Annotated in this window: 16 protein-coding genes; 12 read left to right on the forward strand and 4 right to left on the reverse strand. The window is 58.8% G+C overall.

Translation table 11 applies throughout. The features are described 5' to 3' along the window. The first annotated feature begins 47 nt into the window (after positions 1-47). From GIW48_RS21440 to GIW48_RS21485, 10 genes are all read left to right on the forward strand, one after another. On the forward strand, positions 48-965 hold the full coding sequence (locus GIW48_RS21440) for an AraC family transcriptional regulator (RefSeq protein ID WP_099548264.1): 918 nt from the start codon (positions 48-50) through the stop codon (positions 963-965). A 176-nt stretch (positions 966-1141) separates the two neighbouring features. Next, positions 1142-5479, forward strand: coding sequence for a dermonecrotic toxin domain-containing protein (locus GIW48_RS21445; protein ID WP_236472902.1), 4338 nt, complete (start codon positions 1142-1144; stop codon positions 5477-5479). Between the two features lie 317 nt (positions 5480-5796). Next, positions 5797-7080, forward strand: coding sequence for an ABC transporter substrate-binding protein (locus GIW48_RS21450; protein WP_370589435.1), 1284 nt, complete (start codon positions 5797-5799; stop codon positions 7078-7080). A 166-nt stretch (positions 7081-7246) separates the two neighbouring features. Then, complete coding sequence (locus GIW48_RS21455) at positions 7247-8137, forward strand: carbohydrate ABC transporter permease (protein WP_017135054.1); 891 nt, start codon at positions 7247-7249, stop codon at positions 8135-8137. Positions 8138-8147: 10 nt separating this feature from the next. Continuing rightward, complete coding sequence (locus GIW48_RS21460) at positions 8148-8978, forward strand: carbohydrate ABC transporter permease (protein WP_056859282.1); 831 nt, start codon at positions 8148-8150, stop codon at positions 8976-8978. Between the two features lie 22 nt (positions 8979-9000). Beyond that, positions 9001-10104: an ABC transporter ATP-binding protein gene (locus tag GIW48_RS21465; protein ID WP_138453615.1), complete on the forward strand. Its 1104-nt coding sequence runs from the start codon at positions 9001-9003 to the stop codon at positions 10102-10104. A 16-nt stretch (positions 10105-10120) separates the two neighbouring features. Further along, the gene (locus tag GIW48_RS21470) at positions 10121-11602 is read left to right on the forward strand and encodes a mannitol dehydrogenase family protein (RefSeq protein WP_026013524.1); all 1482 of its coding nucleotides are present in this window, start codon (positions 10121-10123) and stop codon (positions 11600-11602) included. Between the two features lie 169 nt (positions 11603-11771). Next, the gene (gene xylB, locus GIW48_RS21475; RefSeq protein ID WP_236462551.1) at positions 11772-13253 is read left to right on the forward strand and encodes a xylulokinase; all 1482 of its coding nucleotides are present in this window, start codon (positions 11772-11774) and stop codon (positions 13251-13253) included. A gap of 12 nt (positions 13254-13265) precedes the next feature. Continuing rightward, entirely contained in the window at positions 13266-14204 is a 939-nt protein-coding gene (locus GIW48_RS21480) for a carbohydrate kinase family protein (RefSeq protein ID WP_236462547.1), read from the forward strand. 100 nt (positions 14205-14304) lie between these two features. Further along, positions 14305-14565: a DUF2790 domain-containing protein gene (locus tag GIW48_RS21485; protein ID WP_099548257.1), complete on the forward strand. Its 261-nt coding sequence runs from the start codon at positions 14305-14307 to the stop codon at positions 14563-14565. A 73-nt stretch (positions 14566-14638) separates the two neighbouring features. Here the strand turns inward: GIW48_RS21485 and GIW48_RS21490 are convergent, their stop codons facing one another. Both GIW48_RS21490 and ilvA read right to left on the reverse strand, forming a co-directional pair. Continuing rightward, positions 14639-14905, reverse strand: a complete 267-nt coding sequence (locus tag GIW48_RS21490; RefSeq protein ID WP_017135047.1) for a DUF1652 domain-containing protein — start codon at positions 14903-14905, stop codon at positions 14639-14641. A 223-nt stretch (positions 14906-15128) separates the two neighbouring features. Next, positions 15129-16151 carry a threonine ammonia-lyase, biosynthetic gene (gene ilvA, locus GIW48_RS21495; RefSeq protein ID WP_236462544.1) on the reverse strand — a complete coding sequence of 341 codons (1023 nt, stop codon included), beginning with the start codon at positions 16149-16151 and terminating at the stop codon, positions 15129-15131. Positions 16152-16426: 275 nt separating this feature from the next. Here ilvA and GIW48_RS21500 point away from each other — a divergent pair, with 275 nt between their 5' ends. Both GIW48_RS21500 and map read left to right on the forward strand, forming a co-directional pair. Continuing rightward, positions 16427-16627 carry a ParD-like family protein gene (locus GIW48_RS21500; RefSeq protein ID WP_017135045.1) on the forward strand — a complete coding sequence of 67 codons (201 nt, stop codon included), beginning with the start codon at positions 16427-16429 and terminating at the stop codon, positions 16625-16627. Then, complete coding sequence (gene map, locus GIW48_RS21505; protein ID WP_017135044.1) at positions 16627-17376, forward strand: type I methionyl aminopeptidase; 750 nt, start codon at positions 16627-16629, stop codon at positions 17374-17376. The genes GIW48_RS21500 and map overlap by 1 nt, the downstream gene beginning before the upstream one ends. A gap of 256 nt (positions 17377-17632) precedes the next feature. On the opposite strand, the gene GIW48_RS21510 is transcribed toward map, so the two are convergent. Then, complete coding sequence (locus GIW48_RS21510; RefSeq protein ID WP_170038443.1) at positions 17633-18571, reverse strand: magnesium transporter CorA family protein; 939 nt, start codon at positions 18569-18571, stop codon at positions 17633-17635. 6 nt (positions 18572-18577) lie between these two features. Then, on the reverse strand, positions 18578-20164 hold the full coding sequence (locus tag GIW48_RS21515; protein ID WP_236462524.1) for a RimK family protein: 1587 nt from the start codon (positions 20162-20164) through the stop codon (positions 18578-18580). Between the last annotated feature and the right edge of the window lie 11 nt (positions 20165-20175).

The raw sequence follows: 20175 nt of genomic DNA on the forward strand, positions 1-20175 counted from the left end.
CAAGGGGGCATTATCCTGTGCAGCAACCACAATAAAGCGACGGCAGCATGACCCGAGCAATGCGCATTACCGACCCTTCCTACGAGTTGATGGACGATCACAACGGTCTGTCCATCATCTATCGCCAGCATGGTTTCCCCTGCCCGTTGGTGCGCTGGCACTTCCACAAGGAATACGAGCTGCACCTGATCGTCGCCAGCTCGGGCAAAGTGTTTATCGGCGACTACATCGGTAACTTCTACCCCGAAAGCCTATTCCTTACCGGCCCCAACCTGCCCCACAACTGGATCAGCCAGGTGGAGGAAGACGAGGTGGTGCCCAAGCGCGACATGCTGGTGAATTTCACCGACGAACTGTTTGAACAGGGCAGCCCCGTGTTTGCCGAACTCAAGACGCTGGCGCCGATGCTGGAACGGGCGCAGTACGGCATCGAGTTCCGTTGCAAAAAAACCATCGCCCAAGCCATGACCCTGATGCAGCGCATCGAAGACGCCCAAGGTATAGCGCGCCTGGGGCACTTCTTTATTCTGCTGGAGGTGTTGAGCGCCTGTGAGGATTACCAACTGCTGTCCGGCGGGACGACACCGCAAGTGGCCGACGAGCACAGCATTGATCGCACCAACCGCGCGGTGGACTATATCTTTGCCCACTACGCCCGCGAATTGTCGCTGGAGGAAGTGGCGCAGTACCTGGGGATGAAGCCGACGTATTTCTCACGGGTGTTTAAACAAGCCACTGGGCGCACGTTTATAGAGTTTGTTAACCGGCTACGCATCAGCAAATCTTGCGAGCTGCTGGCCGATGGCGACAAAGCCGTGACGGATGTGTGCTTTGAGTCGGGTTTTAACAATATTTCCAACTTCAACCGGCGTTTTCAGCAGCTCAAGGGCATGACGCCGTCCCATTACCGACGTCTGGCGGTGCAACGGCTCACGGATCAGAACCTGACGCCGATAGGCGCTTAGCACTTCAATTCGAGGGCAGCAGGCCTTAATGGGCCATTTGCTGAGATACGCCTCCCGCCCGTCTCGTTTAAATCCCGCAATACAAGGGGCGGAACACATTCCTTCTCGCGACCAACAAGCTACCAGCCCGCAGCCTGACTGCTTGCTCACCCAACGTCGCCAAATCGGAATGCCCCATGAGAAGTTACCTGACGCACTCACCCCTGACCTTTGCTGCCCACCCCCCAAGCCCATCCCCTGCGCCCGTTGAGGGGCAACCGAATAAAGCGCGGATACGGCGCAGCACATCGGCTGACGTAATCTCCCTGGAAGTACAAAAAGCCGCCCAGACCTTGGTACGCCAGGCGGACGCCGACCTGGCCGGAAAATTCGCCACCGCCTTGATGGAACAGGTCAATTCAAATAGCACAGGCCGCCAGCAGCCCATCGCCTCCGGGGTAGTCTCTGCTATTCCCGCCAACTCCACGTTCGGACAACTCTGGGCACAGCTTACTCACACGCTCAAGAGCGAGCCGTTTGCCACGTTTGCAAAAAATAACCACATTGATCTTTCAAACCTGAAAGTGACGCCCAGCGGCTGGCTGGATTGCACCGTTAACGGCAAGCGCAGGACCTTTTCCAATTACGAAACAGGCTTTGAGCAAGCCACTGTCGACGTTTTGATCGCTGCCCGCAAACTGAGCCCTGACAACAAGTCGTTTGTATACGTAGACGAACACAGCGCCACTACGCGTGCTGTCGGTAATTTTTACGGCGTGCAGGTTCCCAATACAAAAGCCGCGACGCTCGCGGATATCCGTCAATTGCAGGAGAACATGAGGTTCCCCTCCGTGTTTTCTCCTGACGCCAACGCACCACGCCCCCGTCGACACGAATACCGGCACGCCAGGCAAATGCAGGACGAAGCAGAGCAGGACCTCGCACTTCAGATGGTTCGGGAGCCGGGGAAATTTCCTCCCCAGCAGGGTCAAGCTGGCATTCCTCAGCTCGCGCCGCCAAACCCTGCGCAACCGGCCACAACGCCGGCGCAAACGCCAACCGCCACCACTGACCCGGTGGCCGCCATTGCGCGCCGACAGTTTGCCGGTGAGCCCAATGTTTACTCGGTGGTCGCGCGCGCGCTAAGCGATAGGATAAAGGAGGTGGCCCCCGCACTGGACGTCGACGTCAACCAGATCTCTATTGAAACGCCCGATCCGGACACCCCTGGTGCATTCAAGCGAACACAATTAATGGCACGTGTCTTCGACTACTTGACGGGTGGGGAGGCCCCGCGCTTCACAGGCACCGATAGAGCTTTTGACACACGTCCTGATCTGCTGGCACGGACGGGCAACTCTGCCGACACCCCGCTCGATCTGGATTTGTCAGCGTTGAGCAGTATCATAAATGCATTGCCGGCTCGACTGAACCACTACTACGAAACGGCCATGGGTGAATATTGGGATAAGCCGGCCTTCGCTGGAGGCACTGATGCGGGTGCTGCCTTTACCGGCAGCCACAGGGCATTGGTTAGTCGAATCCTGCGAAGCAACTTGCAACTGGCCAGTCTGAAACAACCCGGCCTGGATGATGAGCAGCGCAAGACCATAGACATGGTCGCAAGACATCCCGAAGAAGCCACACGCCCCGCCCCAACTGACCCCAACTCATCAGGGGCCACCGTCTATAGCCTGGTCGGTACAGCGCCAAAGATGGTGATTCATCGCTACTTGGCGAACATAAATCGCGACATTCTTCTATTAGTGGAGCCCAGCGGGAAAATCACCCCGTTTAAGAGCTGGGATGAACTCAACAGCTTGGGTGCTCTGAATGACAGGCTGACCGGCAATATGTTCAGCGCCCAGGCCGACATCATCATCGATCAGCACCTGGGCGACAGTTTGTCTGCGCCTTCAACGCCCTCAGGCACAGACGACTCGACGAAGGAGACCATCCCTCTGCCCGACTGGATGAGCAAAGCCGGCGAAGCCGAACGTTTTGTCATGCATGAACTCAGCCTGGGATTGGCAAGCACTCACCAAACTAACCAAGGCCGCAGCTACAACAGCGGCATTGAGGACATTCGCAGTTTTGCGCAGCATCGATTTGACAGCCTGCCCGAAAACCAAAAGCTGACGGCGCACGCGGCCGCCAACCTTGAGGTGGTCTTCAAAGTGCCTTATGGAACGCTGAACTCCGGCTTCATTGACCGGCAAACCATGAGCCTGACGGACATGCTCCTCAATAACTTATCGGGGCTGCCTAATGGCCAGATAGAAGTCTTTTTCAAGACAGGGCTCAAAGATGAGAACGGTGCAGAAATAAAAGTCAGAGTGCCCACGCTGGAAAAAGAAGGTGTGCTCAAGCAGCTAGTTGACGAGCTCGATATTGGCAAAACCTATACGGATTTGCTCAAAAAACAATTGCTCGACGACCCCAGCGAAAAAGCGCAGCGCCAATCACTTTTCGCTCAGCAAGTGCCGCTCGAACTACAGTTCAAAGCCCTGGAACTGAGCATCAAGGGAGCGTCCGGTTTCAGCGCAACAGGTTTCAGGTACATCCAGGAAGTGTTCAAGCCTGGCCTTGGCCCCAGGGTCGTTGATGGCAAGGAAATCGTCATCCGACCGCTGGCTTTTGATAATCAAGCCAATGGAAAGCCCGATGGGGTGGAAGGTGCCTATCTGATCGAACCCAAAGACACTACGACCGGCCCGCATATTCTGTATAGGCCGCTGATCAGCGATGCTCCGCTGCTGCAATTTCCAACCCGCCAGGCACTGCTGGAAGCCATACAGAACAAAGGCAAGCTGCAAAATGACATCCTCGCCTGGCTCCCGGATGAAAACACTCGAAAACTCTACAGCGGCGACGGTTTCAAGCATCCCAACCTGGTGATATTCGGTTTGAACCTGGGGTCCGTTCCCCTTAACAAGGCCCACCCTCTGGCCATCGATACCCGACTGCAGCAAACGTTACAGGAGGGAAAATTGCTGGAGCATCTGTACGAGGCCAATGCCCGGAACTTGATCACCCTGGCTGAGCACCAATCAACAACAGACGCTCAAAGCCGGTGGGCATCCCTCAAGGAGGGTGGTTTCCTGCTGCTCAATTCAGTGCTGCCTGTGCTGCGCGGCCCCGGCGCCATACTCGGCTTGATGATGCAGGCTCAAGGCATTATCAGCGACTTGGGCATCCTGCTCGACGATGACGCACAAAAGAAACAAGCAGCCCTGACCGATCTGCTGGTCAACCTGGCAACGTTGTTTATCCACTTCAAGGCACGCTCATTGTCGGAGCCCTCTTCCGTTACGTCGACAAGCCCGGCAACCGGCGCCAGCGTGATGGTGGATGAAGCAGTACCGCTCACCCCGCCCCTACAGCGCTTTCGGATGGGGGGGCCACTGGAAAGGATCATACCTGTGGACGGGGAAATCCAGACCAACGTAGACACTTACAATCGTAAAGGCCAGGAAGTGAAGCGGCTGAACATCATTGGTCATGCCGCTAAGCCTGAGGGAGAGCAATCAGCGGTGATTGTCGCTGAAGGTGAACAAGTCTATACGGCTGAAAAACTCGATAATGAACTCTTTGGGCGGGGCATTAATATTCGAGATTACCCGGAAGTTCGCTTGCTGGTGTGCTACTCCGCCAAAGGGGGTGACAACTCTCTGGCGGCACAACTGCACTCGCTCACTGGCGTCCCGGTAAAGGGATATGAAGGCACAGTCGACGTAGGGTATATATCTGGTGTAGGCGTGGACCCGGAAGATATATACAAAACAGCCCTTGAAAAACTCAGAACCCAGCGTCCAGAATTTTCTGAAGCCGCCAGGAAAGAACTGGCAGAGATAGCGCTGAACAACCAATTAAGAGACATTGATATTTTTAACCATGTGGAAAAGAAGAGTGGTAAAAAAGTAAAAGTAAACTGGGGAACGATTCAAAATCCAATCTATGAAGAGGTGTCAGTCGACTACCGTCCCAAGCGCTTCGGACCGTCAAAGACCCGAACAATTGCGGGCACTGCAGAGGTTCAAGACACCTCAAAAGAACTGCATAACATGGGTGAATATAAAGCCTTCAAGGCGTTGCCCGAGGCTGACAAACTGAAAAACAGCATTGCTTTTACGACCTCGGAAGACGGTCAGTATGAGTACTTTCTGGACCGGACAGTGGGCAGCACGGAAATCAGACTAAACATCATCGGGCATGGTGATAAAGGCGGCGCTACATTCAAAAGCGATCTGAAAGGCGCAGCGTCCCACTCGCCTGAAGCATTTGCAAAATTGATTGCCCCCATGCTGAAAAAGACCGGGGCTACCCATATCAGGATGATCAGTTGCAAATCAGGCAGCACCGGCTTTTCGGAAGAACTCTCAAAACGCTTGAACGTGCCCGTCAAAGCGCCTGTGGGCACCGTCACTCAATTTGAAGTCATGAAAGACAGGTACTGGATTCTGGAGAAATTCCCGAACCCACGTCGCCCGCACGATCATGAGTGGAAGACATTTACACCTGCCACACCGGCCTAGTAGACCTCAACGCGCCAGTCCCCACTTATGCCAAGCCGTTGAATCACCCGGTTCAAGCCCCTGGTGGTTCAGCGGCTGACCAGGCCGGGCGTTGCTGAAAGGTTTCATGCAATCGATTGCCGAGTGCAAAAAAGTATCAGCTCAAGTGTGCCCAAGGATTTGTCACACGCCCATTTCAAGGCTGTAATCAACGCACACTCTTCCTGACACCTTGTGGGAAGACACAACAACAATAACTGTCATTCTGTAGCCCTCTGGGCACGGAAATGGAGTGCGCGATGAAGTTCACAGCAAAAGCACTGCTTGTCTCCACCTGCATGACCACCTGCATGACCCTCAGCGCCGTCAGCTTTGGCGCGCAAACCCTGACCATTGCCACCGTCAACAACAGCGACATGATCCGCATGCAGAAGCTCTCGAAAACCTTCGAGACCGAGCACCCGGACATCAAGCTGAACTGGGTGGTGCTTGAAGAAAACGTACTGCGCCAACGCCTGACCACCGACATCGCCACCCAGGGCGGCCAGTTTGACGTGTTGACCATCGGCATGTACGAAGCTGCACTGTGGGGCGCCAAGGGTTGGCTGGAGCCGATGAAAGACCTGCCGGCGTCCTATGACCTCGACGACGTGTTCCCTTCGGTGCGTGACGGTTTGTCGGTCAAAGGCTCGTTGTATGCCCTGCCGTTCTACGCCGAAAGCTCGATCACCTACTATCGCACCGACCTGTTCAAGGGCGCCGGGCTGAGCATGCCCGAGCACCCGACCTGGACTCAGATCGGTGAGTTCGCCGCCAAACTCACCGACAAGAGCAAAGAGCAATACGGCCTGTGCCTGCGTGGCAAAGCCGGCTGGGGTGAGAACATGGCGCTGATCACCACCCTGGCCAACGGCTACGGCGCGCGCTGGTTCGATGAAAAATGGCAACCGGAATTCAACGGTCCGGAATGGAAGGACGCGTTGAACTTCTACGTCGACAACATGAAGAAATCCGGCCCGCCGGGTGCTTCCAGCAACGGTTTCAACGAGAACCTCGCGCTGTTCAACAGTGGCAAGTGCGCGATCTGGGTGGACGCCAGCGTGGCCGGTTCGTTCGTCACCGACAAGTCTCAGAGCAAAGTCGCCGACAGTGTCGGCTTCACCTTCGCGCCGCACGAGAAGACCGACAAGGGCACCTCGTGGCTGTACTCCTGGAGCCTGGCCATCCCGACCAGTTCCAAAGCCAAGGATGCCGCCAAGGTGTTCACCACCTGGGCAACGTCCAAGGAATACGGCGAACTGGTAGCCAAGACCGACGGCATCGCCAACGTACCGCCTGGCACGCGCAAATCGACCTACAGCGACGAATACCTCAAAGCCGCACCGTTTGCCAAGGTGACCCTCGAATCGCTGAAAGTCGCTGACCCGACCAAACCGACGCTCAAGCCGGTGCCGTATATCGGTATCCAGTTGGTGACCATTCCTGAATTCCAGGCGATTGGTACCCAGGTCGGCAAGTTCTTCTCGGGCGCGCTGACCGGTCAGCAAACGGTGGACCAAGCCTTGACCGCCGCGCAGACCACCACCGAGCGTGAGATGAAGCGGGCGGGTTATCCCAAATAACTCAGCATCACCGCGATAAATGCTTTGTGTGGGAGCTGGCTTGCCTGCGATGCGGGCGACTCGGTCTGTCAGCCAGACCGATGTGATGCCATCGCAGGCAAGCCAGCTCCCACATTGAGCGCGCTCCGATTCTAGTTTTGCATGCCCCCGACTGGTCTTGATCCTAATGAATACAACACCCAAAAACCGCCTGGCCAACCCCGGCTGGTTCCTTGTCAGCCCCTCGGTGGCCATGCTGCTGCTGTGGATGATCGTGCCACTGGGCATGACCCTGTACTTTTCGCTGATCCGCTACAACCTGCTCTACCCTGGCGAAAACCAATTCGTGGGGTTGGAAAACTTCACCTACTTCATCACCGACTCGGGCTTCCTGCCTGGCGCCACCAACACCCTGTTACTGGTGGGCAGCGTGTTGCTGATCAGCGTGGTGTTCGGCGTGTTGATCAGCGCGTTGCTGGAGGCCAGTGAGTTCCTGGGCCGCGGCATCGTGCGGGTGATGCTGATTTCGCCGTTCTTCATCATGCCCACCGTCGGTGCGCTGATCTGGAAGAACCTGATTTTCCACCCGGTGTCGGGGATTCTCGCCGCCGTGTGGAAGCTGTTCGGCGCCGAACCCGTGGACTGGCTGGCGCACTACCCATTGCTGTCGATCATCATCATTGTGTCGTGGCAGTGGCTGCCCTTCGCCATCCTGCTGCTGATGACCGCCATGCAGTCCCTCGACCAGGAACAAAAAGAAGCCGCGCGCCTGGACGGTGCCGGCGCCATCGCGATCTTCTGGCACCTGACCCTGCCGCACCTGGCGCGCCCGATTGCCGTGGTGGTGATGATCGAAACGATCTTTTTGCTCTCGGTGTTTGCCGAAATCTTCACCACCACCAACGGTGGGCCCGGCTACGCCTCGACCAACCTCGCCTACCTGATCTACAACCAGGCGCTGGTGCAGTTCGACGTGGGCATGGCCTCGGCCGGCGGCTTGATTGCCGTGGTCATCGCCAATATCGCGGCGATCATCCTGGTGCGGATGATCGGCAAAAACCTGACTGACAAGCCTTGAGGGCCGCGCCATGACGCTTCAACAATCCCGCCGCCTGCAAAGCCTGCTGCTCGGCACGTTGGCCTGGGCCATCGCAATCCTGATTTTCTTCCCGATCTTCTGGATGGTGCTGACCAGCTTCAAGACCGAAATCGACGCGTTCGCCACGCCGCCGCAGTTCATCTTCACGCCGACGCTGGAGAACTACCTGCACATCAACGAGCGCAGCAACTACTTCGCCTACGCCTGGAACTCGGTGGTGATCTCGTTCAGCGCCACCGCCCTGTGCCTGCTGATCTCGGTGCCGGCCGCCTACTCCATGGCGTTCTATGAAACCAAACGCACCAAGGGCACCTTGCTGTGGATGCTGTCCACCAAAATGCTGCCGCCAGTGGGCGTATTGATGCCGATCTACCTGCTGGCCAAGAGCCTTGGCCTGCTGGATACGCGCATTGCGCTGATCATCATCTACACCCTGATCAACCTGCCGATTGTGGTGTGGATGGTGTACACCTACTTCAAGGACATCCCCAAGGACATCCTCGAAGCCGCGCGCCTGGACGGCGCCACCCTGTGGCAGGAAATGGTCCGCGTGCTACTGCCGATCGCCAAGGGCGGCCTGGCCTCTACCGTGCTGCTGTCGCTGATCCTGTGCTGGAACGAGGCGTTCTGGTCGCTGAACCTGACCTCCTCGAATGCCGCGCCGTTGACCGCGCTGATCGCCTCTTACTCCAGCCCCGAAGGTTTGTTCTGGGCCAAATTGTCCGCCGTCTCGACCCTCGCCTGTGCGCCGATCCTGATCTTTGGCTGGATCAGCCAAAAACAGCTGGTGCGTGGCTTGTCCTTCGGCGCAGTTAAATAATAATTCCAAGCGGAGGCCCATCATGGCCAACCTGAAAATCAAGAATTTGCAAAAAGGCTTCGAAGGTTTCTCGATCATCAAGGGCATTGACCTGGAAGTGAACGACAAGGAATTTGTGGTGTTCGTCGGCCCGTCGGGCTGCGGCAAATCCACCCTACTGCGTTTGATCGCGGGCCTTGAGGAAGTCACCGAAGGCACCATCGAACTCGATGGCCGCGATATCACCGAAGTCACCCCCGCCAAGCGTGACTTGGCCATGGTGTTCCAGACCTACGCGCTGTACCCGCACATGAGCGTGCGCAAGAACATGTCGTTTGCCCTGGACCTGGCCGGCGTCGACAAGAAGCTGGTGGAGAGCAAAGTCAGCGAAGCGGCGCGCATCCTCGAACTCGGCCCGTTGCTGGAGCGCAAGCCCAAGCAGCTTTCCGGCGGCCAGCGTCAGCGCGTGGCAATCGGCCGTGCGATCGTGCGTAACCCAAAGATTTTCCTGTTCGACGAACCGCTGTCCAACCTCGACGCCGCCCTGCGCGTGCAGATGCGCCTGGAACTGGCGCGCCTGCATAAAGAGCTGCAAGCCACCATGATTTACGTGACCCACGACCAGGTCGAGGCCATGACCCTGGCCGACAAGGTGGTGGTACTCAACAGCGGCCGTATCGAGCAGGTCGGCTCGCCGCTGGAGCTGTACCACCAGCCGGCCAACCTGTTTGTGGCGGGCTTTCTGGGCACGCCGAAAATGGGCTTCCTCAAGGGCAAAGTCACCCGTATTGAAAGCCAGGGCTGCGACGTGCAGTTGGACGCCGGCACCCTGATCAGCCTGCCATTGAGCGGTGCCAGCTTGAGCGTGGGCAGCGCGGTGACCCTGGGGATTCGCCCGGAGCACCTGGAAATTGCCGCGCCTGGGCAAACCACCCTGACCGTCACCGCCGACGTCGGCGAGCGCCTGGGCAGCGACACCTTCTGCCACGTCATCACCGCCAACGGCGAGCCGCTGACCATGCGGATTCGTGGCGACATGGCCAGCCAATACGGCGAAACCCTGCACCTGCACCTGGACCCGGCGCACTGCCATCTGTTCGACACCGATGGCGTGGCCGTGGCTCGTCCACTGCGCGCTGCCGCCTGATTTCGCGAGACTTGTGATGAAACTGAATAAACAGAACCTCACCCAATTGGCGCCGCAAGTAAAAATTCCGGCCTACGCCATTGCGAGCACCTCCCAGGGCATCGCGCATATCGGCGTCGGCGGTTTCCACCGTGCGCATCAGGCGTATTACACCGATGCGCTGATGAATACCGGCGTTGGCCTGGACTGGAGCATCTGCGGCGTCGGCCTGCGCAGCGAGGACCGCAAGGCCCGCGACGACCTGGCCGGCCAGGATTACCTGTTCACCCTGTATGAACTGGGCGACACCGACGACACCGAAGTGCGCGTGATCGGCGCCATCAGCGACATGCTGCTGGCCGAAGACGGCGCCCAGGCGCTGATCGACAAGCTGGCCAGCCCTGAGATTCGGATTGTCTCGCTGACCATCACCGAAGGCGGCTACTGCATCGATGACAGTAACGGCGAGTTCATGGCGCACCTGCCGCAGATCCAGCACGACCTGGCGCACCCTAATGCACCGAAAACCGTGTTCGGGTTTATCTGCGCCGCACTGACCCAACGCCGCACCGCCGGGACCCCGGCGTTTACCGTGATGTCCTGCGATAACCTGCCGCACAACGGCGCCGTCACACGCAAGGCCCTGCTGGCATTTGCCGCCCTGCACAACGCCGAGCTGCATGACTGGATCAAGGCCAACGTGAGCTTCCCGAATGCCATGGTCGACCGCATCACGCCGATGACCAGCACCGCCCACCGCCTGCAACTGCACGATGAGCACGGCATCGACGACGCCTGGCCAGTGGTGTGCGAGCCGTTCGTGCAATGGGTGCTGGAAGACAAATTCGTTAACGGCCGCCCGGCGTGGGAAACCGTCGGTGTGCAGTTCACCGATGACGTCACGCCTTACGAAGAGATGAAGATCGGCCTGCTCAATGGCAGCCACCTGGCCCTTACCTACCTGGGTTTTCTCAAGGGTTATCGGTTTGTGCACGACACCATGAATGACCCGGTGTTTGTGGCCTATATGCGTGCCTACATGGACCTGGACGTCACGCCAAACCTGGCGCCGGTGCCGGGCATCGATTTGACCCAGTACAAGCAGACGCTGGTGGATCGTTTTTCCAACCAGGCGATTGCCGACCAGTTGGAGCGTGTATGTTCCGATGGCTCGTCGAAGTTTCCCAAGTTCACCGTACCGACCATCAATCGCTTGATTGCCGATGGGCGTGAGACTGAGCGCGCGGCGTTGGTTGTCGCCGCCTGGGCGTTGTACCTCAAAGGCGTTGATGAAAACGGCGTGACTTACAAGATCCCCGACCCACGCGCCGAGTTCTGCCAAGGGCTGGTGAGTGACGATGCGCTGATCAGCCAACGCCTGCTGGGTGTGGAAGAGATTTTTGGCAAGGCTATTCCCAACTCGGCTGAGTTTGTGGCAGCGTTTGAGCGGTGCTTTGTCAGCTTGCGCGACAACGGCGTCACCGCAACACTGCAGCAACTGCTGAAAACACCCGATTAAAAATGTGGGAGCTGGCTTGTGTGGGAGCTGGCTTGCCTGCGATAGCATCACCTGGGTTTGACTGATAGACCGAGGTGCTGGCATCGCAGGCAAGCCAGCTCCCACACAGACCAGCGTCCACATTTAATCGGGCTATCAATCCAAGAATAATACTGCTGAGCACTCCTTCATGACCCAGCAAAACCTGTACCTCGGCATCGATTGCGGCACCCAGGGCACCAAAGCCATCGTCCTCGACGCGTCCAGCGGCAAGGTCCTGGGCCTGGGCGCCGCCGCGCATACGCTGATCAGCGGTGCCAATGGCCGTCGCGAACAGCACACCCAGGAATGGCTGGATGCCTTTACCGAAGCCACTCACCGCGCCCTGCAACAGGCTGGCGTGGACGGCCAGGACATTCTCGGCATCGGCGTCTCCGGCCAGCAGCACGGGCTGGTGCTACTGGACGAGCACGGTGAGGTGCTACGCCCGGCCAAACTCTGGTGCGACACCGAAACCGCCCCGGAGAACGACCGCCTGCTGGCGTACCTGGGCGGCGAAAGCGGCTCGCTGGAACGCCTCGGCGTGGCGATTGCGCCGGGCTATACCGTGTCGAAACTGCTGTGGACCCGCGAACAACACCCGGACGTGTTCGCACGCATCGCGCATATCCTGCTGCCCCACGACTACCTCAACTACTGGCTCACCGGCCGCGCCGTGGCGGAATACGGCGATGCGTCGGGCACCGGCTACTTCAACGTGCGCAGCCGCGAGTGGGACGTGGCGCTGCTTACGCACATCGACCCGAGCGGGCACCTGGAAAAAGCCCTGCCCGCGTTGATTGCGGCGGATCAAGCTGTCGGCAGCATCTTGCCGGCCATCGCCGAACGCCTGGGGATCAACCCCAATGCCAAGGTGTCCAGCGGCGGCGGCGACAACATGATGGGCGCCATCGGCACCGGCAATATCGCCCCCGGCGTGATCACCATGAGCCTGGGTTCGTCCGGCACCGTCTACGCATTTGCCGACCAGCCGAATGTCAGCCCGCAAGCCTCGGTCGCGACCTTCTGTTCGTCCAGCGGCGGCTGGCTGCCGTTGATCTGCACCATGAACCTGACCAACGCCACCGGGGTGATTCGCGAGCTGTTCGAGCTTGACCTTGCGACCTTCAACAGCCTGGTTGCGCAAGCGCCGATTGGCGCCGATGGCGTGAGCATGCTGCCGTTCCTCAATGGCGAACGCGTGCCCGCCCTGCCCCACGCCACCGGCAGCCTCCACGGGCTGACCATGACCAACCTGACCCGCGCCAACCTGTGTCGCGCGGTGGTCGAGGGCACCACCTTCGGCCTGCGCTACGGCCTCGACCTGCTGCGCCAGACCGGCCTGCAAAGCCATAGCATCCGCCTGATCGGCGGCGGCTCGAAAAGCCCGGTGTGGCGGCAGATGGTCGCCGATATCATGAACACCGAAGTGGTGTGTACCGAACAAAGCGAAGCCGCTGCCCTGGGCGCGGCGATCCAGGCGGCGTGGAGCCAGTCCGGCGACACCCTGGCCAGCCTGTGCGACAAATGTGTGAGTGTCGACCCAAGCAGCCGCACGCTGCCGGTGGCGGCCAATGTCAGTGCCTATCAACAGGCTTACGAGCGCTATCAGCAACTCGTGGCAACCCTTTAAGAGCGAACGACTATGTATCTGGTGTGTGGCGAAGCGCTGTTCGATTTTTTCAGCGAGGAGGATGCCAGCGGGCAGGCTTCCAGGGTCAATTACAAAGCCATTGCCGGTGGTTCGCCGTTCAACGTGGCCGTGGGTTTGCGCCGCCTGGGCATTGAGTCCGCGCTGTTGGGTGGCGTGTCCAACGACTTCCTCGGCCAGCGCTTGGTGCAAGTGCTCAAGGACGAAGGCGTCAGCCAGCGGTTTCTGCTTGAGTTTGCCGCGCCAACCACCCTGGCGATGGTTGCCGTGGGCGCCAACGGCTCACCGCAATACAGCTTTCGCGGCGAAGGCTGCGCCGATCGGCAATTGACGCTTGAGCATCTGCCGACCTTGGGCGATGAGATTCGTGGCGTGCATATCGGCTCGTTTTCGCTGGTGGTGCAGCCGATCGGCGACACCCTGCTGAGCCTGGTCAAGCGCGAAAGCGGCAAGCGCCTGATCAGCCTGGACCCCAATGTGCGGCTCAACCCGCAACCGGATATCCAGCTGTGGCGTGAGCGCGTGGCCGAGTTGGTCAAGCATGCCGACCTGATTAAAGTCAGCGATGAAGACCTGCACCTGCTCTACCCCGACCAGTCACCCGAGAGCGTGCTGCAAGGCTGGTTGCAGCACCGTTGCCAATTGGTGTTCCTCACCCGTGGCGGCGATGGCGCCAGCGTGTTCAGCCGCCAGCACGGCAGTTGGTCGCAACCTGCGGTCAAGGTGGTGATGGCCGATACGGTGGGCGCCGGCGACACCTTCCAGGCCGCGTTGATCGCCTGGTTGACCGAGCAGCAGTTGGATTCCATTGACGGCCTGCAACAGCTGACACGCGCGCAGATCGACAGCATGCTGGGCTTCGCGATCCGCGCCGCCGCGTTGACCTGCAGCAAGACCGGGCCGGACCTGCCATATCGCCAGCAGTTGGGCTGAAGCCTGGGTTTCATGAAGGTTTTGTCAGCCAAGGCAAAATTAATCGATGGTTAATCCCGCAAGCCGAGAGTGAAATTGAACTCACTTGCGGAGCACCACCATGAAACTGCGTACCTTGTTATTCACCGCCACCTTGGCCCTTGCCGCAGTGTCGGGGATGGCCCAGGCCGACACCGCCGCCAAGCCTGTGCAGTATCAATACGGCATGCCCTTGAACGTCGACAAAGTGATCGCCATGCACGAGGAAGACACCGACGTGTGCAAGGTGATCAACGCCGATATCAAGTTCGTGGACAAAGCCGGGAAGATCGAAGATGTGGGCTACCGAAAAATGTCCGAAGCCTGCGATTTTCAGAATTGAAACACACCGCATTGGGCCTGGCGTTTACCAGGCCCACAGGTCGTCGGTGAATCACTCTCAAACACTTGGCTGACTAGTAGCCGCGCCCCGCCACTCTTTGCTGAGCAGGCGCTTGAGTGTGCTTGAGGTCTTCGCGCAACCCGCTGATCAGGTTGCAAATGGCTCGACTGCTGTCGAGTTTTTCCGCGTTGATACCTTTGACTTCCAAATCCACCCGGTCACGGTCGCGGTCGTCATACACCTTGATCGTCAACGAGGCGTCTTCGGCTTTGGTACATTCACACCGCTTGGGCAGGAAACTTCCTTCAATAATGCTGCGTAGCTCTAGTTCCGAAAGCATGGCCAACCTCTCCTTTTTTGAGACTGCCAACAGATTTTTGTGTGTCCGGCAGGCGCAGGCCCACCACGTCTTACCGACCTTGGCAGACGTTTATAGTCAATAAGCCTACTCGGCAAAGTCCGTTGCTGTTGTAACTTTTCCTCATAAGCACAACGGCGCGTTATATAAGCCGGTTCGTGTAGCCAGCATCCTCGTCGAACTGCGTCGATTAAACGTTTATGCACTAAGTTACACTTTGCGCCGCTACTCTCTCCGCAACATGTCGCAAACTATCAAAGTTGATATTGGCCCCTGAGTTCACTGCCACCAAGGTCTGCCCGCGCACGCCGTTTTGGCTGACGTACTTGCGAACGCCCGCCACCGCCAGTGCGCCTGAAGGCTCAGTGATGGAGCGCGTATCGTCGTAGATCAACTTGATGGCGCTGCACAGTTCGTCATTGCTGACGGTGATCACTTCATCGACCCAATCGCGGCAGATCTCAAAGCCATAGGCGCCGATCTGCGCCACCGCGGTGCCATCGGCAAACCCGTCGACACTGGGCAGCACCACCCGCTCACCGGCGCGCAAGGCTGCCAGCAGGCAACTGGAACCCTCGGGTTCGACGCCGACAATGCGCACCTCGGGCCGCAGGTATTTGACATAGGCGGCAATCCCGGCGATCAGGCCGCCGCCGCCCACCGGCACGAAGATCGCGTGCAGCGGGCCTTGCTGCTGGCGCAGTATTTCCATGGCCACCGTGCCTTGGCCGGCGATCACATCGGGGTCATCGAACGGCGAAACAAAGGTGCAACCCGACGCCTCGGCCAATTGCAACGCATGGGCCAGGGCAAACGGAAAGCTTTCGCCATGCAATACCGCCTCGGCGCCACGGGAGCGCACGCCCAGCACCTTCAATTCCGGCGTGCTGCACGGCATGACGATGCGGGCCTTGATGCCCAGTTCCCGCGCCGCCAATGCCACGCCCTGCGCATGATTACCCGCCGAGGCGGTCACCACCCCACGGGCTTTCTGCTCATCGCCGAGTTGCACCAGCTTGTTGTAGGCGCCACGGATCTTGAAGGAAAACGTCGGCTGCAAATCTTCCCGCTTGAGCAGCACTTGGTTGCCCAATAGCGCCGACAACGCAGTCGCCGATTGCAAGGGCGTGCGCACTGCCACGTCGTAAACCGGGGCGGCGAGGATCTTTTTCACGTAGTGCTCAAGCAGCCCGGTATTGGCGGTTTGCGCGGCGCGGTGGGTACTCATGGGCGTCTCCTGGTGTTAGTGTGCTGCCCAGGAGTCGGAAAAACAAAACCCGCCTCTAGGGCGGGTTTGGGTGCAGCCGTGTGCTATCCCGCCAAATGAGGAATGGCGGTAATAATAATGCTCGGCTGGCGGCGCAAGGCTGGAAAGGTCATGCGCCGAAATTAACCGGCGGTGGCTGGGCAAGTCAATGGCCTGTGGCCATTTAGCGGGTTGGGGTTTACGAGCGATATACGAAACGTATACGCTTTGTATATCCATCTAACACAGTGAAACCCATGGGCATCGTCAAGATAACCGACCAACTGCACGAACAGCTTCGCCTGGCCAGCGCCGCCATGGACCGCTCCATCAATGCCCAGGCCGAGTTCTGGATCAAGATCGGCCTGTTGGCCGAACTCAACCCGCACCTGCCCTACAACGAGCTGATCAACAAGCTGTTGCTGGACAAACCCGACCTGATCCGAGGGCGCGGCTGATGATCAAGACACCCGCACAACTGGCCGTGATGCGCGAATCCGGACGCCTGCTGGCCCAGGTATTCAGCATGCTCGACGGCTTTGTCGCCGCCGGACGTTCGACCCTGGAGCTGGACAGCGCCGTCGAAGCCTTCATCCGCAACGAGCTCAAAGCCCGGCCGGCGAGTCTTGGGCAATACGACTACCCCTTTTGCATCAACACCTCGATCAACGAAGTGGTGTGTCATGGCATGCCCAGTGCCAAGGATGTGTTGAAAGACGGCGACATCATCAACATCGACATCACCCTGGAAAAAGGCGGTTTTATCGCTGACTCCAGCAAGATGTACATGATTGGCAGCGTGGCGCCCAAGGCCCGGCGCCTGGTGGAACAGACCTTCGAAGCCATGTGGGCCGGCATTCGCCAGGTCCGCCCCGGCGCACGCCTGGGCGATATCGGCCATGCGATCCAGAGCCATGCGCAAGCCAACGGCTACAGCGTGGTGCGTGAGTATTGCGGCCACGGCATCGGCCGGCAGATGCACGAGGAACCCCAAGTGCTGCACTTCGGCCGCCCCGGCACCGGGCTGGAACTGCGCGAAGGCATGGTGTTTACCATCGAGCCGATGCTCAACCAGGGCAGCGCCAAGGTGCGCGACCTCAAGGATGGCTGGACGGTGGTGACCAAGGACAACAGCCTGTCGGCGCAGTGGGAACATACCGTGGCGGTGACGGCGGACGGCTTTGAAGTGCTGACGCTGCAACCGTAAACCTGTGGGAGCTGGCTTGCCTGCGATAGCATCGACTGTGTGTCACTGACACACCGCTTGCACAGGAGCGCTGTTGTGGCGAGCGGGCTTGCCCCGCGTTGGGTTGCGCAGCAGCCCCAGTAATGGCACAGGGATGTTTCCTGAAAGAACTCAGCGCCTGGTTTGGGGCCGCTTCGCAGCCCAACGCGGGGCAAGCCCGCTCGCCACGAAGGAGTTTGGCCACCTTACCTGTCAGTTCCCACAAACTGCAATGTGTTCACGCGCGGCTGGCGCCGCCTGCGATGCGCTTGAGCCCGAACACCATCAACCCCGCCCCAACGCCCATCGCCACCATCAACAGCGGGTATGACACCCACCACGGCGTGCCCGCCGTCATCATGCTGAACTCCGACATGCCGCCCACGCTGGCGATCAGGTTGAGCGGCAGAAACACCACGTTGATCAACGTCAGCTTGCGCAGCAGGTTGTTCATGCTGTTGTTCATCAGGTTGCCGCGTGCATCGATCAGCCCGGAAAACACGTTGGAGTAGATCTCCGCCTGCTTGTAGCACTGGTGGTTCTCAATGATCAGGTCATCGATCAACCCCAGCACCTCGGCGCTGAAATGCTCCTTTTCCGCGTGGTTGCGCAACCGCGACAACACCGCGCCATTGCTGTGCAGCGCGTTGATGTAATAGATCAGGCTTTCACTGAGGTTAAACATCTGCATCAGGTGCTGGTTGCTCATCGACGCATTGAACTGTTGCTGCAACTCCCGCGCCACCAGCTTGATCACCTTCAGGTGGCCCAGGTAGTGGTGAATGTTGTTAAGCAGCAGATCAAGCAGCACATCCAGCGGCGTATGCAACGGCCGACGCGCGCCGAGCCCGGAGAGTGGGGTGTCATCCGTGGCGATCACCAGCAGGCGGCCGGGTGAAAACAATAGCCCGCAGGAGGCCACTTCGAACATCAGGCTGCCGCCGCCCGAGTAGTTCTCCGGGCGTTTCCAGATCAGGAACAGGTTATCGGGGTGAAACTCGATGCGTGAGACTTCATCCGGGTCAAGCGCCGAAGCCAGGGCGTGCTCGTCGAGTTTGTGATGGTCGCGCAACCACTCGCGCTCGGCCGCGTCCGGGTTGTTGAACAGCATGATTGCAGCGTCGTCCTTGTCCGCCTTGCACAGTTTTCCGTCGGTCAGTTCAAAGCGCTGAATCATCGCGCGTCACCAGCCCTGGCCCTGGCGTTTCAACTCCAATCGCCGTACAAACTCCTCGAGCACCAGCGCATACAGGTCGTCTTGCAAATAGGCATCTTCGATACCGGCGTCCATATTGGGGTTGTCGTTGACCTCGATCACCACCACTTTGTCGCCGGACTGCTTGAGGTCGACACCGTAGAGGCCGTCGCCGATCAGGTTGGCGGTTTTTACCGCCAGGTCCACCACTGCCTTGGGCGCTTCATGAACCGCCAGGGTGCGGCATTCGCCGTTGATGTCCTGGCCGATAGCCTTGTGGTTATAAATCTGCCAGTGGCCCTTGGACATGAAGTATTGGCAGGCAAAGATCGGCTTGCGGTTGAGCACACCAATGCGCCAGTCGTACTCGGTGTAAAAAAACTCCTGGGCCAGCAACAGCACCGAATGTTCGAACAACTCGGCGGTGGCCTTGAGCAGGGCTTCCTGGCTTTCCACCTTGATTACGCCGCGCGAGAAGCAGCCGTCGGGGATCTTCAACACCAGCGGGAAACCCAGGCGCTCGCCGACCCTTTCGAAATCTTGCGGTCGCTCCTTGTAGAGAATCTCGGTGGCGGGCATGCCCAGTTGATGGCTGTTGAGCAGGTCAGTGAGGTAGACCTTGTTGGTACAGCGCAGGATCGATGCCGGGTCGTCCATGACCACCAGGCCTTCGCTTTCGGCTTTTTTGGCGAAGCGATAGGTGTGGTTGTCGACACTGGTGGTCTCGCGGATCAGCAAGGCGTCGTACTCGGCCAGCCGTGAGTAATCCTTGCGCTCGATCAGTTCCACATCGATGCCCAGCCCTTTGCCGACCCGCACGAAGTTTTCCAGGGCGCGGGCATTGGACGGCGGCAGTTGCTCCTGCGGGTCGTGAAGAATCGCCAGGTCATACCGCGCCAAGCGGCGTGAGCGCGGCTGGCGCCAGATCTTGCGGCTGAAGTTGTCGAGGGCGTGGGCGAACTGGTCTTCCTGGTCATCGCGCAACTTGTGCAAGACCCCGGACTTGACCCCGTCGATGTGCCAGCCATTGTGTTTGCGGAACTCAACTAACAAGATCGGGCACGGGAAGGTTTCAAATAACTGGCGGGCCAATTCTTGCAGCGGCTCTATATTGGTTCGACCAAAATAAAGTGTCAGGGTAAAGCCTTCGGTATTGCTGTAAAGGTGATGACTCAAGGCTTTATCGAGGGTTTTATCCAGGTCATCCAGTGACAAGCCATACAGCGACTTTTTAGTCAGTTCACTGATGGTGCGTACCGACGGAATCACCTTGTGGCCGCGCGCTTCGGCCAACAACGAGCAGTAGTAGCCGTGGCCCAGGTACTTGTAACTGCGGCACAGGTTGATCACCTGCACACGCTTGCCCGTCTCGCTTTCACGGGTTTGCTCAAGGTATTCCTGGGCGGTCACGATGTCTTCGCTGGGGAAGTAAGAGGCCCAATCTTCCTTGCGTTCGACAATGATCACCACTTGGCTGGAACCTTTGCTTGCGACCGAAAAATAACCGCTGGAAGTTATTGTCGCCGCGACGTTTTGCTCGGATACTTCACGCCAATGACCTTGTACCGCTGACATAATATTTGATC

The sequence above is a fragment of the Pseudomonas sp. PA-6-3C genome, from assembly GCF_021605825.1.
Classification (GTDB): Bacteria; Pseudomonadota; Gammaproteobacteria; order Pseudomonadales; family Pseudomonadaceae; genus Aquipseudomonas; species Aquipseudomonas edaphica.